This window comes from Salinicola sp. CR57, from assembly GCF_003206585.1.
In the GTDB taxonomy this organism is placed as follows: Bacteria; Pseudomonadota; Gammaproteobacteria; order Pseudomonadales; family Halomonadaceae; genus Salinicola; species Salinicola lusitanus.
On sequence record NZ_PZJL01000013.1, the window covers coordinates 23586 to 38395 of the forward strand.

Sequence of the window (14810 nt, forward strand, 5' to 3'; positions counted from 1 at the left end):
CATCGATGTCTTCCTCTTCCTGCAAGGTCACACTGTTGGGCGCGACCGGTTCCATCGGTCGCAGCACGCTGGACGTGATCGCTCGGCACGCCGATCGCTATCAGCTTCACGCGGTGACAGCCCAGCGTTCCCGCGAGGCGCTGCTCGAGATCTGCTTGCGGTTCGAGCCGCAGAGGGCGGTGATCGGCACGTCGCAGGATGCCGAATGGCTGAGCTCCCGACTGCGGAAAGCCCGGTTGACGCAGATCGACGTCTCCCACGGAGAGGCTGCCCTGGTGGAAGTGTCGCGAGCGGCCGAAGTGGACGTGGTGATGGCGGCGATCATGGGCGCGGCAGGGTTGATGCCGACATTGGCGGCAGTAGAGGCGGGCAAACGCGTGCTGCTGGCCAATAAGGAAGCGTTGGTGATGTCCGGCGGATTGTTCATGGACGCCGTATCGCGTCATGACGCCACGCTTTTACCCATCGACTCGGAACATAATGCCATCTATCAGTGTCTTCCTATGCAGCGTGACGGTCGCCACCGCGAGCTGACTCGTGACGGCGTATCGCGGCTGTGGCTGACCGCCTCGGGAGGACCGTTTCGAACCTGGTCGCTCGAGGCGCTGGAAGATGTCACGCCCGCCCAGGCGTGCGCGCATCCCAACTGGTCGATGGGGCGCAAGATATCCGTCGACAGCGCCACCATGATGAACAAGGGCCTCGAGCTGATCGAGGCGTGCTGGCTGTTTGATACGGCGCCCGCGCAGGTCGAGGTGGTGGTTCATCCTCAGAGCATCGTGCATTCGATGGTCGGGTATGCCGATGGCTCGGTGCTGGCGCAGATGGGCAATCCCGACATGCGTACGCCGATCGCCTACGGTCTGGCCTGGCCCTCGAGGCTCGATGCCGGTGTCGAGCCGCTGGATCTGTTCGCGATATCGCGTCTCGACTTCGAGGCCCCGGATGAGGTTCGCTTCCCCTGTCTGCGGCTGGCTCGGGAGGCAATGGAAGCCGGTGGCACGATGCCGGCGACCCTCAACGCCGCCAATGAAGTGGCGGTGCAGGCGTTCCTCGACGGGGAGCTCTCTTTTCCCGGCATCGCCAAGCTGGTGGAGGCTACGCTCGAGGCGACCGAGAGGCGAGCGGCGGATTCGCTCGACGTGATATTGTGCGAGGATGCACGGGCGCGGCGGTCGGCCGAGCACCTGCTGCATCAACGGTCTTTCCAGAGGGGGCGGGCGTGATGGACACGATCCAGAACGTACTGGCGGTCATCGTCGTACTCGGCCTGCTGATCACGTTCCACGAGTTCGGGCACTTTTGGGTGGCCCGGCGCTGTGGCGTGAAGGTCTTGCGCTTCTCGGTGGGATTCGGCAAGCCGCTATGGTCGCGCTTCGATCGCCACGGGACGGAATACGCCATTGCCGCCATTCCGCTCGGCGGTTACGTCAAGATGCTAGACGAGCGCGAGGGCCCAGTGGCGCCGGCAGAGCAGGCCCAGGCTTTCAATCGCAAGAGCGTCTGGGCGAGAATCGCGATCGTGGCGGCCGGGCCGATCGCCAATTTCTTGTTGGCTGTGGTCGCTTACTGGGCGCTGTTCGTCTACGGTGCCACCACCGTGGCCCCGGTGATCGGCGAGGTGAAGCTGGATTCCCTGGCTGCCCAGGGTGGGTTGCGCAGCGGACAGGAGATCGTCAGTGTCGACGGGCGCGAGACGCCGTCCTGGAATGAGGTCAATCTGCAGCTGATCGCGGCGATCGGCGCCAGCGGCGAACTGGAAGTCACCACCCGAGATCCTTCGGGCGGTGCGACCCGAACTCACGCCGTCCCCGTTCAGCAGTGGCTGGTGCGCCAGGACCCGCCGCAGCCGATGTCGTCGTTGGGCATCACACCATGGCGCCCCGAGGTGCCGGCGGTACTGGGGCGGGTGCTCGAAGACAGCCCGGCGGGTCGTTCCGGGTTGCAGGCCGGGGATCGCATCGTCAGTGTCGATGGTGAGCCGGTTGGCGACTGGGTCGCGTTCGTCGATGCGGTGCGCAGCCATCCCGGCGCCAAGCTGTCACTGGAGGTCGAGCGGGACCGCATGACTCGTGGCGTCACGCTGACGCCGGAGGCGAGGCAGGCCGAGGATGGCGAGGAGATCGGTTACGTGGGCGCCGCGTCGCAGGCGGTCGAGTGGCCCGAGTCCTACCGGCGCGAGATTCGCTATGGCCCGCTGGCGGCGGTGAGTCAGGCGTTGAAAAAGACCGGCGAGATGACCTGGCTGACGGCGGACTCGATTCGCAAGATGATCGTCGGCTGGATTTCGCCTTCGAACCTCTCCGGACCGATCACCATCGCGCGCATCGCCGGTGATTCGGCGCGCAGCGGCGTCGAGACGTTCATCGGCTTTCTGGCCTATCTGTCGATCAGCCTGGGCGTGCTGAACCTGCTGCCGATCCCGGTGCTCGATGGCGGTCATCTGGTCTACTACCTGATCGAGCTCGTCAGGGGGAAGCCGGTCTCGGAAACGGCCCAGGCCGTGGGCTTGCGGGTTGGCGTGGCGTTGGTGGGGTGTTTGATGGTGATGGCGCTCTACTTCGATTTGATGCGGCTTTGATGACGGGACGCCGTTGCCGGGCGGCCTGACGGCGCCGGGAACACCGGTACCCGGGAAGACCCCATGAGTGGTGAGCGACGAGCTTGTCAGTCGTAGGGAGAAATGTATAAGGTGCCTGTTCGATACGCGGGCGGACCCCACAGAAGCGATTGATTGCATGAAACTCAAGATCATCGGATTGGCAGGATTTCTGCTGGCCAGCTCTCCCGTTGCGCTGGCGGCACCTTTTGAGATTTCGGATATTCGTGTAGAGGGGCTGCAACGCGTCTCGGCTGCGTCCGTTTTCAACGCATTCCCCGTCAGTGCCGATCAGACGGTCGACGACCAGCAACTGGGCCAAGCCGCCCAGCAGCTGTTCGACACCGGGCTGTTCGACGACATTCGGCTCTCCCGCGACGGTGACGTACTGATCGTCAACGTGGTCGAGCGGCCGTCCATTGCCGAGATCAACATCGACGGCAACTCGCAGATATCCGACGACGACCTGCGCAAGGGGCTGACCGACGCCGGGCTGGCCGAAGGCCAGGTCCTGCAGCGCTCGACCCTGGAGGAGATGCAGCGCGAGCTGGAACGACTCTATCAGTCCCAGGGTCGGTACAGCTCGAACATCAAGACATCCGTCGAGCAGCTCGAGCGCAACCGGGTTCGGGTCAACATCAATATCAATGAAGGCGAAGTCGCCAAGATTCGCCAGATCAACGTCGTCGGCAACGAGGCGTTCGACGACGACACGCTGCGTGATCTGTTCCAGCTCGAGGACAAGCCAGGCTGGTTCTTCGGCTGGTTCTCCGACGACGAGTATTCTCGCGAAGCGCTGTCCGGCGACCTGGAGACGCTGCGCTCCTGGTACCTCGATCGCGGCTACGTCAACTTCGCCATCACCTCGACCCAGGTGTCGATCAGCCCGGACAAGTCCCGCATCTTCGTCACCATCAATGTCGATGAAGGCAAGCGCTACAAGCTCGACAAGATCAACTTTGCCGGCGACCTGAAGATCGACGAGTCCGCCGCCCGGTCACTGGTGACCGCCAAGCCTGGCGAATACTACTCTCAGAGCAAGGTGACCGAATCCTCGGAAGCCCTGCGTCAGAAGCTCGGTGCCGAAGGCTTCGCCTTCGCCGATATTCAGGCCGTGCCTACCGTCAACGAGGCGGGCGATACGGTGGATCTGACCTTCCGCGTCGATCCGGGACGACGGGCCTACGTACGCCGGATCAATTTCGAGGGTAACACCACCACCCAGGATGAAGTGCTGCGCCGCGAAATGGTGCAGATGGAGGGCGCGCCGGCCTCCACCGACCAGATCTCGCAGTCGCGTCAGCGGCTCGAGCGGCTCGGTTTCTTCAAGCAGGTGGATGTGGATACCCGTCCGGTGGCCGGCGAGCCGGATCAATTGGACGTCACTTACAACGTCCAGGAGCAGCCGTCGGGCTCGATCTCGGCGAGTGTCGGTTTCTCGCAGAGCGCTGGCGTGATCTATGGGGCGGCGCTGTCGCAGAGCAACTTCCTCGGCACCGGTAACCGGGTCAATATCGGTGCGCAGCGAAGCGACACGTTCACCAACATCAACTTCGGCTTCACCGACCCGTACTGGACCCTCGACGGTATCTCGCGCGGTTACAACGTCTTCTATCGCGAGACCGACTACGAAGACTCCGATATCTCGACCTACTCGACCGACTCCTACGGCGGCAATATCAATTTCGGGTATCCGATCAATGATCTGTCGCGGCTGAACTTCGGCGTCGGGCTCGAGAACCTGTCGATCGATACCTACGACGACACGCCCTCCGAAATCGTGCGCTACACCGACGATCAGGGCGAGGACTTCTTCAACTACAAGCTGACCGCCAGCTGGACTCGCAACAATCTGAATCGCGGAATCATGCCGACCGCTGGCAGCTACCAGCGCGTCTCGCTGGAGACCGCGCTGCCCGGATCGGACGCGGAGTACTACAAGCTGCGCTACCGCGGCCAGAAATTGTTCGAGCTCAACCCCGACTGGTCCGTCAAGTTCAGCAGCAACCTAGGCTACGCCGATACGCTGGGTTCCAACGATCCCTACCCGTTCTACGAGAACTTCTACTCGGGCGGCCTGGGTTCGGTGCGCGGCTACACGGGCAACACGCTGGGGCCGAAGACCACCGCGCGCAACGATGGCGATGACGATACCCTGGGCGGCAACGTGCTGGTCGAGGGCTCCGCGGAGCTGATCTATCCGTTCCCCTGGGTCGAGGACCGCCGGTCGCTGCAGACCAGCGTCTTCCTCGACGGCGGCAACACCTTCCTGACCGATTGCTACCCGGTGGTGGCAGGTGATGGCCCCTCCAACTGCAACAGCGGGGTCCATCTCGACGATCTGCGCTACAGCGTGGGTCTGGGGCTGTCCTGGCTGACGCCAGTGGGGCCGTTGACCTTCAGTGTCGCCAAGCCGCTGAACGAGAAGGAGGGAGACGATCCACAGGTCTTCCAGTTCTCGCTTGGCCAGACTTTCTAGTTCAAGCGCGGTGAGTTCGCGGCGTCCGGGTGGCGCCGCGAACTCGAATTCAGATGTTCACAGGCAGTAAGTCAGGCTCGTTTCAAGGAGATGCCGCATGCGCAAGATAGCAGGAGTTCTGGGGCTAGGTTTGTTGACGATGGTTTCCGTGCCGGCGATGGCGACGGAGGTGGGCGTTCTCGATTGGCGCGAAGCGTTGATGTCTTCCAATTCCGCCCAGGCCTCGATGAACCAGCTGAAGAACCGCATCAGCGCCCAGCAGCAGCAAGCGGAATCACTGAGCCAGGAGTTGCAGCAACTGCAGCAGCGCCTGCAGAAGGATGGCGACGTGATGTCGGAGTCCGAGCGCAACTCGGTGACCCAGCAGCTGCGCCAGAAAGGCGGGCAGTTCCAGCAGTTGCGTGGACAGATCTCGCAGGCGCAGCAGCAGGCCGAGCAGCAGTACCTGAAAGGGGCCAAGCCCAAGCTTGACCAGGCGATTCAGCGGGTCGTCGACGAGCATGACCTGGACATGGTGGTCGATCGTGACGCGGTGGTCTACTCGGGCGACAGCCTCGATATCACCTCCGAAGTGACGAAAATCTTCAACTCGCTCAACTGATGATTCAATCCGGCGCCCGCTCATGAAGAGAGAGACCTCCCGCTCTTACACGCTCGGCGAACTCGCCGAGCGTCTGGATGCACGCCTGGTCGGCGACGCGGATCTGCGTGTCGACGGTCTGTCAACGCTGGCCGATGCCGGCCCGACGGATCTTGCGTTCCTGGCCAACCGGGCGTACCTGAAGTATCTGGCCGCGACCCGGGCCGGTGCCGTTCTGGTGCATCCCGCCCATGGCGAAAGCTGCCCGTGCCCCCGGCTGGAGCTGGACAATCCCTACCTGGGATACGCCAAGCTGTCGCGGTTGTTCGATCCGCTGATCAACCAGTCTCCCCGTGGCGTGCACGCCACGGCCGTGGTCGCGCCGGGCGCCCGGCTCGGCGAGCGCGTCGAGATCGGTGCCCACTGCGTCATCGAGGACGGTGCCGATATCGCCGATGACTGCGTGATTGGCGCAGGGTGCTTCATCGGCGCCGATACCACGGTGGGTCGCGGCTCTCGGTTGCATGCCAACGTCACGCTGTATCACGGCGTGATCGTCGGCGATCGCGCCATCCTCCACAGCGGCTGTGTCATTGGCGGGGATGGCTTCGGCTTCGCTCACGATGGCAAGCAGTGGGAGAAGATCGCGCAGTTGGGTGGCGTCGTGCTGGGCGAAGATGTCGAGGTGGGAAGCTGTTCGAGCATCGATCGTGGCGCGCTGGGAGATACCCAGATCGGCAATGGGGTGAAGATCGATTCTCAGGTCCAGATCGCCCATAACGTGCAGATCGGCGATCACAGTGCCCTGGCGGGATGTGTCGGCATCGCGGGCTCCACCAAGGTCGGTCGTCACTGCCTGCTGGGGGGCGGGGTGGGGCTCTCCGGCCATCTGACACTGGCTGACGGGGTTCAGGTGACCGGCATGAGCCTGGTCACCAATTCGATCCTCGAACCGGGGGTCTACTCTTCCGGTACCGGCTCGATGTCGAACAGTCAGTGGCGGAAGAACGCCGTACGCTTCAAGCAACTCGACGAAATCGCCAAGCGGCTGACGCGCCTCGAGCGGGATATCCGCGATAGCTGAAAGGCTTGCGGCCCAAGCCCCGTCGCGCGCCGAAAGACTGGCGGACACCCTTTGCGCCTGTATAATGCCCGCCCACACGGGTGAACGCCGTTTTGCCGCCCCGTGCCTGCCTTCATGGCGGGCATTTCGTTATTTCAGAGGTTGTATTGATGATCATGGACATCAACCAGATTCGCGAGTATCTACCGCATCGTTATCCATTTTTACTGGTAGATCGCGTGATGGAAATCACGATTGGCGAGTCGATCGTGGCGTACAAGAACGTCAGCATCAACGAACCTTTCTTCAATGGTCATTTCCCCCATCATCCGATCATGCCCGGTGTGCTGATCATCGAAGCGATGGCCCAGGCCTGTGGTATTCTCGGTTTCAAGACGGTCAACAAAATGCCGGCCGACGGCTATGTCTACTATCTCGTCGGCAGCGATAATGTACGCTTCAAGCGCCCGGTGATGCCGGGCGATCAACTGCGGCTCGAGGCCAATGTCATCAAGGGCAAGCGAGGCATCTGGAAGTTCGCCTGCCGGGCCACGGTTGGTGACGAACTGGCCTGCGAGGCGGAAATCATCTGCGCCGAGAGGAAAATCGCTTGATTCATCCCTCCGCCATCGTCGATCCCTCCGCCCGACTGGCTGACGACGTCGACGTCGGCCCCTTCAGCGTGATCGGACCCGACGTCGAGATCGATGCCGGTAGCGTCATTGGGCCGCACGTCGTGCTCAAGGGGCCGACCCGAATCGGCAAGCGCAATCGGATCTTCCAGTTCGCTTCGGTTGGAGAGGACTGTCAGGACAAGAAGTACGCCGGTGAGCCGACGCGGCTCGAGATGGGTGACGACAACGTCGTGCGCGAGAGCGTGACGATTCACCGAGGCACCATCCAGGACCGCGGTGTCACCACCATCGGCGACCGCAATCTGTTCATGGCCTACTCTCACGTGGGGCACGACTGCCTGATCGGCAACGACTGCATTCTCGCCAACCAGGCGACCCTGGCCGGCCATGTGACCCTGGGTGATTTCGCCATCATCGGTGGGCTGTCTGCCATCCATCAGTTCGCCCACATGGGTGAGCATGCGATGGTCGGCGGATGCTCCGCGATCACCAAGGACATTCCGGCCTTCATCATGGTCAATGGCAATCCGGCCGCGCCTCACGGGCTCAACTCCATCGGTCTCAAACGCCGGGGGTTCTCGGTCGAGGCGATCAAGGCACTGGGTGAAGCGTATCGCCTGGTCTATCGCAAGGGGCTGACACTCGAGCAGGCTATCGGCGAGATCGAGAGCCGCTTCTCGCTCGACGAGACGCGGCGCTTCATCGACTCTCTCAAGGTTTCCCAGCGCGGTATCATCCGCTAGGAGCGGGCGGATGCGCGTCTATCTCGTGGCGGGGGAGCTGTCGGGCGATATTCTCGGCGCCGGCCTGATGCAGGCGCTCAGGCGTCGCCATCCCCGAGTCGAGTTCCGCGGCATCGGTGGCCCGCGAATGCAGGCGCAGGGGCTCGAGTCGCTCTATCCGCTGGAGACCCTCTCGGTGATGGGCCTGGTCGAGGTGCTCAAGCATCTCCCCGGCCTGATCAAGGTGCGTCGTCATCTCAAGCGCGACGCCCTGGCCTGGCGCCCCGACATCATGGTCGGCATCGACGCCCCGGACTTCAATATTGGCCTCGAGCGGCAACTGCACGACGCCGGTATCCGGACCGCGCATTACGTCAGTCCCTCGGTCTGGGCCTGGCGCCAAGGACGCGTCAAGACGATTGCCAAGGCGGTCGACGGCATGCTCACCTTTCTGCCGTTCGAGGCCGACTTCTACGCTGAGCACCGTGTGCCGGTCGCCTATGTCGGCCACCCGCTGGCCGACGAGCTGCCGCTGATCAACGATCGCGGCGCGGCGCGAAGGGGGCTCGGGCTGGCTGCCGACGTGCCGACCCTGGCTCTGCTGCCGGGGTCGCGCGGCAACGAGATCCGCTTCCAGGGTGAGCTGTTTCTGCGCGCGGCATCGATGCTGCGCCAGCGCCTGGGGACGTTGCAGGTGGCCATCCCCGCGGCCTCCCGGGAACGACAGCAGGAGCTCGAGGCCCTGCTGGCGAAGTTTCCCGACCTGGCCGCTGGCACGGTGATCGTCGAGGGCCGCTCGCGGGAGGTGATGACGGCCGCCGATGCGGTGCTGCTGACGTCCGGCACGGCGGCACTGGAGACGATGCTATGCCATCGGGCCATGGTGGTCGCCTACCGCATGGCACCAGCGACCTACTGGCTGGCGCAGCGGCTGGTCAAGACACGCTGGATCTCGCTGCCCAACCTGATCGCGCAGGAGACCCTGGTGCCCGAGCTGATCCAGGATGCGGTGACTCCCGAGTCGCTGGTCGAGACGCTGCTGCCCTGGTTCGAGGACGCCCGACTGCGGTCGGCGCTCGAGCAGCGTTTCGCGTCGATGCACGCCGGGCTGCAGCGCGGTGCCAGCGAGCGAGCCGCCGCCGCCATCATGTCACTGGTCGAGCACGGAGCGCTGGATGCCGAGCCACGGGAGGGGGAATGAGGGAAACCATGTCATCGAAATCTTTGCCATCCCTCTGGCCTGAGATCATCATCGAATACGAAGGGCACCTGATCGCCGGTGTCGACGAGGTCGGGCGAGGGCCGTTGGTCGGCTCGGTCGTGGCCGCCGCCGTCATCCTCGACCCCGGGTGTCCGATCGACGGACTGACCGACTCCAAATGCTTGAGTGGCGCGCGTCGCGAAGCGCTCGATCTCCGGATTCGCGAATGCGCGCTGGCGTTCTCGATAGCCGAGGCCTCGCCGCGGGAGATCGACTCGCTCAACATCTATCACGCCACGCATCTGGCGATGCGACGGGCGATCGATGCGCTGCCGACACCGGCCGAGTATCTGCTGGTCGATGGCAATCGGCTGCCCGGTCATGCCTGCCCGGGACAGGCCGTGGTCAAGGGCGATCTCCGTCATCCTGCCATCAGCGCGGCCTCGATTCTGGCCAAGGTGGCCCGGGATGCGCAGATGCTGGCCCTGGACGCGCGCCATCCCGAGTATGGATTCTGCCGTCACAAGGGGTATCCGACGCCGGAACATCTCGCGGCGCTGGCCCGACTGGGCCCGCTGACGGAGCATCGCAGCTCCTTCGCGCCAGTCAGAGAGCGGCTCGCCGGCGCTTGAGCGCCCGCCGTGATCGATAGGGCCATTGTGGCCCGTACCGCCTTTGGGCATGCTGGTCCTGCCGATGTGCCGGCCACGTCGATACGTCCTGTCGTCGTCGGTCGCATGGCGGGATCGCATGCCCGATATCCGAATTCACTCGCCGCCTGACTCGAGTTCGTCATGACAACACCCTTCGTTCACCTCCGTGTCCATAGCGAATACTCTCTGGTCGATGGCCTGGTCCGGCTCAAACCGTTGATCAAGGCCACCGCCGAGGCCGGCATGCCGGCTGTGGCCGTGACCGACGACACCAATCTGTTCGGTCTGGTGAAGGTCTACAAGGCGGCCCAGGGGGCTGGCCTGAAGCCGATCATCGGTGCCGACCTGTGGCTGCACAACGCTCACGACGAGAGCCACCCCTATCGCCTGACGCTGCTGGCGATGAACGATACCGGCTACCGCAATCTGACCGAGTTGATCTCGCGGGCTTGGACCGACGGCCAGCGCCAGAACATGGCGATTCTCGACAAGGCCTGGGTCTTCGAGCAGAACGACGGGCTCATCGCGCTGTCCGGCGCCCGGGAAGGGGAGATCGGGCGTTTCCTGATCGCCGAGCAGGTCACCACCGCGCGTCAGCTGCTGGAGGAGTGGCAGCGGCATTTCCCAGGCCGCTTCTATCTCGAGCTCCAGCGCACCGGCCGCCAGTACGACGAGGAGTGCGTGCATCACTCCGTGCGGCTGGCCAGCGAGAGCGGCGTGCCGGTGGTGGCGACCAACGACGTGCGTTTTCTCGAGCGTAGCGACTACTGGGCCCACGAGACCCGGGTCTCGATCGGTGAGGGCAAGGCGCTGGAGGATCCCCGCCGCGAGAAGCGCTACAGCGAGGAGCAGTATCTGAAGACGCCCGAAGAGATGGCCGAACTCTTCGCCGACATCCCCGAGGCGCTGGAAAACAGCGTGATGATCGCCGCCCGCTGCAGCGCCAGCGTGCGTCTGGGCGAGATATTCCTGCCCGAGTATCCGATTCCCGAGGGCCTGACCCAGGATCAATTCTTCCGCAAGATCTCTCACGACGGCCTGACCGATCGCCTGAACCAGCTGTTCGGCGGGGAGACGCCGATCTACCCCGGTCGCTCGCTGGCGGAGCATGAGCCGGAATACCGCAAGCGCCTCGATTTCGAACTCGATATCATCCTCAAGATGGGGTTCCCAGGTTACTTCCTGATCGTGATGGACTTCATCCAGTGGGCCAAGGATAACGACATTCCCGTCGGCCCGGGGCGCGGTTCGGGGGCCGGCTCGCTGGTCGCCTACGTGCTCAAGATCACCGATCTCGACCCGCTGGAATACGACCTGCTGTTCGAACGCTTCCTCAACCCGGAACGTGTCTCGATGCCCGACTTCGACGTCGACTTCTGCATGGAGAAACGCGACCGGGTCATCGACTATGTGGCCGATCGCTACGGCCGCAATGCGGTCTCGCAGATCGTCACCTTCGGTACCATGGCCGCCAAGGCGGTGGTGCGCGACGTGGCGCGTGCCCAGGGCAAACCCTACTCGATGGGTGACAAGCTCTCCAAGCTGATCCCGTTCGAGGTCGGCATGACCCTGGCCAAGGCGATCGAGCAGGAGCCGCAGCTCAAGGAGTACCTCGAGTACGACGAGGAGGCCGCCGAGATCTGGGAGATGGCGCTCAAGCTCGAGGGCATCACCCGGGGGACCGGCAAGCACGCTGGGGGCGTCGTCATCGCCCCGACCAAGTTGACCGACTTCTCGCCGCTGCTGTGCGAGGAGAACGGTTCGGGGCTGGTGGTCCAGTTCGACAAGAACGACGTCGAGGACGCCGGGCTGGTCAAGTTCGACTTCCTCGGCCTGCGCACGCTCACCATCATCGACTGGGCATTGGAAATGGTCGATGTGGTGCGCGCGCGTGATGGGGTCGGTCCGCTCGATATCAGCACCATCCCGCTCGACGACAAGCCGACCTTCGACATGCTCAAGAAGGCCGAGACCACAGCGGTGTTCCAGCTCGAGTCACGGGGCATGAAGGAGCTGATCAAGCGGCTGCAGCCGGACTCGCTGGAGGACATGATCGCTCTCGTCGCGCTGTTCCGTCCGGGGCCGCTGCAGTCCGGCATGGTCGACGACTTCATCAACCGTAAGCATGGTCGCGCCGAACTGGCCTATCCCCACCCCGACTACCAGCATGAACTGCTCAAACCGGTGCTGGAGCCGACCTACGGCATCATCCTGTACCAGGAGCAGGTGATGCAGATCGCCCAGGTCCTGGCCGGCTACACCCTGGGCCAGGCCGATATGCTGCGTCGTGCCATGGGCAAGAAGAAGCCCGAAGAGATGGCCAAGCAGCGCGCCGGCTTCATGGAGGGGTGCGCCGCCAACGACATCGACAAGGATCTGGCCGGCAACCTGTTCGATTTGGTGGAGAAGTTCGCCGGTTACGGCTTCAACAAGTCTCACTCGGCCGCCTACGGCCTCGTTTCCTACCAGACGGCGTGGCTGAAGGCGCATTACCCTGCGCCGTTCATGGCGGCGGTGCTCTCGACGGAGATGGACAACCTCGACAAGGTCGTGCCCTTGATCGAGGAGTGCCGCCACATCGGGCTCACGGTGACGCCGCCCAACGTCAACGTCGGCGCCTACAAGTTCACCGTCGACGAAGATGGCCAGGTCGTATACGGGCTCGGCGCCATTCGCGGCGTCGGCGAGGGGCCGATCGGCGCCATCGTCGAGGCGCGGGAAGCCGAGGGCGGATTTTCCGACCTGTTCGATTTCTGTCGCCGCATCGACGGCAAGCGCATGAACAAGCGCACCCTCGAAGCCCTGATCCGCTCCGGTGCGCTGGATACGCTGGGGCCGTCTCGAGCGGTGCTGGCGGCCTCACTGGATGCCGCCATCAAGGCCGCGTCGCAGAACCAGGCCAACCAGAATCTGGGCATGATCGACATGTTCGGCGAGGCGTTCGTCGACGCCGACGAGAACCAGGATATCTATGCCGACTACCGGCACGCTCGTGACTGGAGCGACAAGGAGCGCCTGGCCGGCGAGAAGGATACCCTCGGGCTCTATCTCACCGGCCATCCGATCGACGAGTACGAGCACGAACTCAAGCGTTTCGTGGCGACTCGCATCGTCGATCTCAAGCCATCGCGGGAGCCTCAACGGGTCGCCGGGCTGGTCGTCGCGATGCGGACCATGAAGTCCAAGCGTGGCGACACCATGGCGTTCGTCACTCTCGATGACCGGACGGGCCGGATCGAGGCGTCGCTGTTCGGCGAGCTGTTCGACCAGGTGCGCGGAAAACTGACCGCCGACCAGGTGCTGATCATCGAGGGTGAAGTCTCCAGCGATGATTACTCCGGCGGTTTGCGTCTGCGCAGCAAGGACGTCACCCTGATGGCCGACGCCCGCGCTCGCTTCGGCGAAGCGGTGGAGCTGTCCGTCGACGGCGGTCGACTCAACGGGCGTTTCTCCCGCACCTTGCACGACAGCCTCTCGCCGTGGCTGAGCGAATCCGGTCTGCCGGTGCGGGTGCGCTATCGCAACGCCAAGGCCAGCGGTTGTTTCGAGCTCGCTGCCTCGTGGAAGGTGTCGCCCAGCGACGAGTTGATGACATCGCTTCGCGAGGTCGAGGGCTATGAAAACGTCGCATTGCGCTACCGCGGCGGCTGACAGCGTTCCGGGTGCGGTTGTTTGCCAACATCCGTGAAGGTGCGATAATCATCCGTTTCGCGGCACCCCAGTCGCCGGTATTTCAGAAATCGAAGCTTGCCAGGATCACACAGTAGAAGCTCTATGAATCCCAATTACCTAGACTTTGAACAACCGATTGCCGAACTCCAGGCCAAGATCGAAGAGCTGCGCCTGGTCGGTAACGATAGCCGCATCAGCCTGAGTGACGAGATCGGCAAGCTCGAAGAGAAGAGCCGCAAGCTCACCGAGCAGATCTTCCGTGACCTGACCGCCTGGCAGGTGACGCAGCTGTCGCGCCACCCCCAGCGGCCCTATACGCTCGACTATCTCGACAGCATCTTCACCGACTTCGACGAGTTGCACGGCGATCGCCATTTCGCCGACGACGCGGCGCTGGTGGGTGGCGTGGCGCGTCTCGACGACAAGCCGGTGATGATCATCGGTCACCAGAAAGGCCGCGATGTGAAGGAGAAGGTGCGACGCAACTTCGGCATGCCGCGTCCCGAAGGCTACCGCAAGGCCTGCCGTCTGATGGAGATGGCCGAGCGCTTCAAGATGCCGGTGCTGACCTTCATCGACACGCCTGGCGCCTATCCCGGGATCGACGCCGAGGAGCGTGGTCAGTCGGAAGCGATTGCCTACAATCTGGCGGTGATGTCGCGATTGAAGACGCCGATCATTTCCACCGTCATCGGTGAGGGCGGTTCCGGCGGGGCGCTGGCCATCGGGGTCTGCGACGAGCTGCAGATGCTGCAGTACTCCACCTATTCGGTGATCTCGCCGGAAGGCTGTGCCTCTATCCTGTGGAAGAGCGCAGAGAAGGCCTCCGAAGCGGCCCAGGCGATGGGGATCACCGCCGAGCGACTGAAGGAACTGGGCTTCGTGGATACCCTGATCGACGAGCCGCTGGGTGGCGCCCACCGCAACCCGCGCAAGACCGCCGACAAGTTGAGGGAAGCGCTGACGGGCAGTCTGGATCGGCTGCAGGCGATGGATACCGAGACGTTGCTCGAACGGCGCTATGGACGACTGATGTCCTACGGTGCTCCTGCCGCTTGATGGCGCTCCCGCGCTCGCCCACCCGGCATTGAGTCGGCGCGCCGAGGACTGGTCCGGAGGGCGAGCGTAACGAGTCAACCGGCAAGGCAAGCTCATTGGCACCCACGTCAATCCGCTGCCTTACCGGTTTCCGTCTTCCGCCCTGTT

11 protein-coding genes are annotated in these 14810 nt (G+C 63.6%); all 11 read left to right on the forward strand.

The genetic code is table 11. The features are described 5' to 3' along the window. Positions 1-5 precede the first annotated feature (5 nt). The 11 genes from ispC to accA all read left to right on the forward strand — a co-directional run bounded on the left by ispC (position 6) and on the right by accA (position 14663). On the forward strand, positions 6-1226 hold the full coding sequence (gene ispC, locus DOM56_RS18010) for a 1-deoxy-D-xylulose-5-phosphate reductoisomerase (protein WP_110710397.1): 1221 nt from the start codon (positions 6-8) through the stop codon (positions 1224-1226). After that, positions 1226-2581 (forward strand): sigma E protease regulator RseP, encoded by a 1356-nt coding sequence (rseP, locus tag DOM56_RS18015; protein WP_110710398.1) that lies wholly within the window; start codon positions 1226-1228, stop codon positions 2579-2581. The genes ispC and rseP overlap by 1 nt, the downstream gene beginning before the upstream one ends. A 157-nt stretch (positions 2582-2738) precedes the next feature. Next, a complete protein-coding gene (bamA, locus tag DOM56_RS18020; RefSeq protein ID WP_232822356.1) occupies positions 2739-5078 on the forward strand; it encodes an outer membrane protein assembly factor BamA in 2340 nt (779 codons plus the stop codon). Positions 5079-5175: 97 nt separating this feature from the next. Then, a complete protein-coding gene (locus DOM56_RS18025; protein ID WP_110602239.1) occupies positions 5176-5679 on the forward strand; it encodes an OmpH family outer membrane protein in 504 nt (167 codons plus the stop codon). Between the two features lie 22 nt (positions 5680-5701). Then, positions 5702-6742 carry a UDP-3-O-(3-hydroxymyristoyl)glucosamine N-acyltransferase gene (lpxD, locus tag DOM56_RS18030; RefSeq protein ID WP_110710399.1) on the forward strand — a complete coding sequence of 347 codons (1041 nt, stop codon included), beginning with the start codon at positions 5702-5704 and terminating at the stop codon, positions 6740-6742. 149 nt (positions 6743-6891) lie between these two features. Then, positions 6892-7335 (forward strand): 3-hydroxyacyl-ACP dehydratase FabZ, encoded by a 444-nt coding sequence (gene fabZ, locus DOM56_RS18035; protein WP_110602242.1) that lies wholly within the window; start codon positions 6892-6894, stop codon positions 7333-7335. After that, positions 7332-8099: an acyl-ACP--UDP-N-acetylglucosamine O-acyltransferase gene (lpxA, locus tag DOM56_RS18040; protein ID WP_110710400.1), complete on the forward strand. Its 768-nt coding sequence runs from the start codon at positions 7332-7334 to the stop codon at positions 8097-8099. The genes fabZ and lpxA overlap by 4 nt, the downstream gene beginning before the upstream one ends. 10 nt (positions 8100-8109) lie before the next feature. Further along, complete coding sequence (gene lpxB, locus DOM56_RS18045) at positions 8110-9279, forward strand: lipid-A-disaccharide synthase (protein WP_110710401.1); 1170 nt, start codon at positions 8110-8112, stop codon at positions 9277-9279. An 8-nt stretch (positions 9280-9287) separates the two neighbouring features. Further along, positions 9288-9911 carry a ribonuclease HII gene (gene rnhB / locus DOM56_RS18050; protein WP_110710402.1) on the forward strand — a complete coding sequence of 208 codons (624 nt, stop codon included), beginning with the start codon at positions 9288-9290 and terminating at the stop codon, positions 9909-9911. 162 nt (positions 9912-10073) lie between these two features. Beyond that, on the forward strand, positions 10074-13583 hold the full coding sequence (gene dnaE, locus DOM56_RS18055; protein ID WP_110710403.1) for a DNA polymerase III subunit alpha: 3510 nt from the start codon (positions 10074-10076) through the stop codon (positions 13581-13583). A 123-nt stretch (positions 13584-13706) separates the two neighbouring features. Further along, entirely contained in the window at positions 13707-14663 is a 957-nt protein-coding gene (accA, locus tag DOM56_RS18060; RefSeq protein ID WP_110710404.1) for an acetyl-CoA carboxylase carboxyl transferase subunit alpha, read from the forward strand. The last annotated feature ends 147 nt before the right edge of the window (positions 14664-14810 follow it).

Bases quoted from the DNA above. Each gene is read 5' to 3' on its own strand.
- ispC (WP_110710397.1), top strand. From the start codon at position 6: ATGTCTTCCTCTTCCTGCAAGGTCACACTGTTGGGCGCGACCGGTTCC.
- rseP (WP_110710398.1), top strand. From the start codon at position 1,226: ATGGACACGATCCAGAACGTACTGGCGGTCATCGTCGTACTCGGCCTG.
- bamA (WP_232822356.1), top strand. From the start codon at position 2,739: ATGAAACTCAAGATCATCGGATTGGCAGGATTTCTGCTGGCCAGCTCT.
- DOM56_RS18025 (WP_110602239.1), top strand. From the start codon at position 5,176: ATGCGCAAGATAGCAGGAGTTCTGGGGCTAGGTTTGTTGACGATGGTT.
- lpxD (WP_110710399.1), top strand. From the start codon at position 5,702: ATGAAGAGAGAGACCTCCCGCTCTTACACGCTCGGCGAACTCGCCGAG.
- fabZ (WP_110602242.1), top strand. From the start codon at position 6,892: ATGATCATGGACATCAACCAGATTCGCGAGTATCTACCGCATCGTTAT.
- lpxB (WP_110710401.1), top strand. From the start codon at position 8,110: ATGCGCGTCTATCTCGTGGCGGGGGAGCTGTCGGGCGATATTCTCGGC.
- rnhB (WP_110710402.1), top strand. From the start codon at position 9,288: ATGTCATCGAAATCTTTGCCATCCCTCTGGCCTGAGATCATCATCGAA.
- dnaE (WP_110710403.1), top strand. From the start codon at position 10,074: ATGACAACACCCTTCGTTCACCTCCGTGTCCATAGCGAATACTCTCTG.
- accA (WP_110710404.1), top strand. From the start codon at position 13,707: ATGAATCCCAATTACCTAGACTTTGAACAACCGATTGCCGAACTCCAG.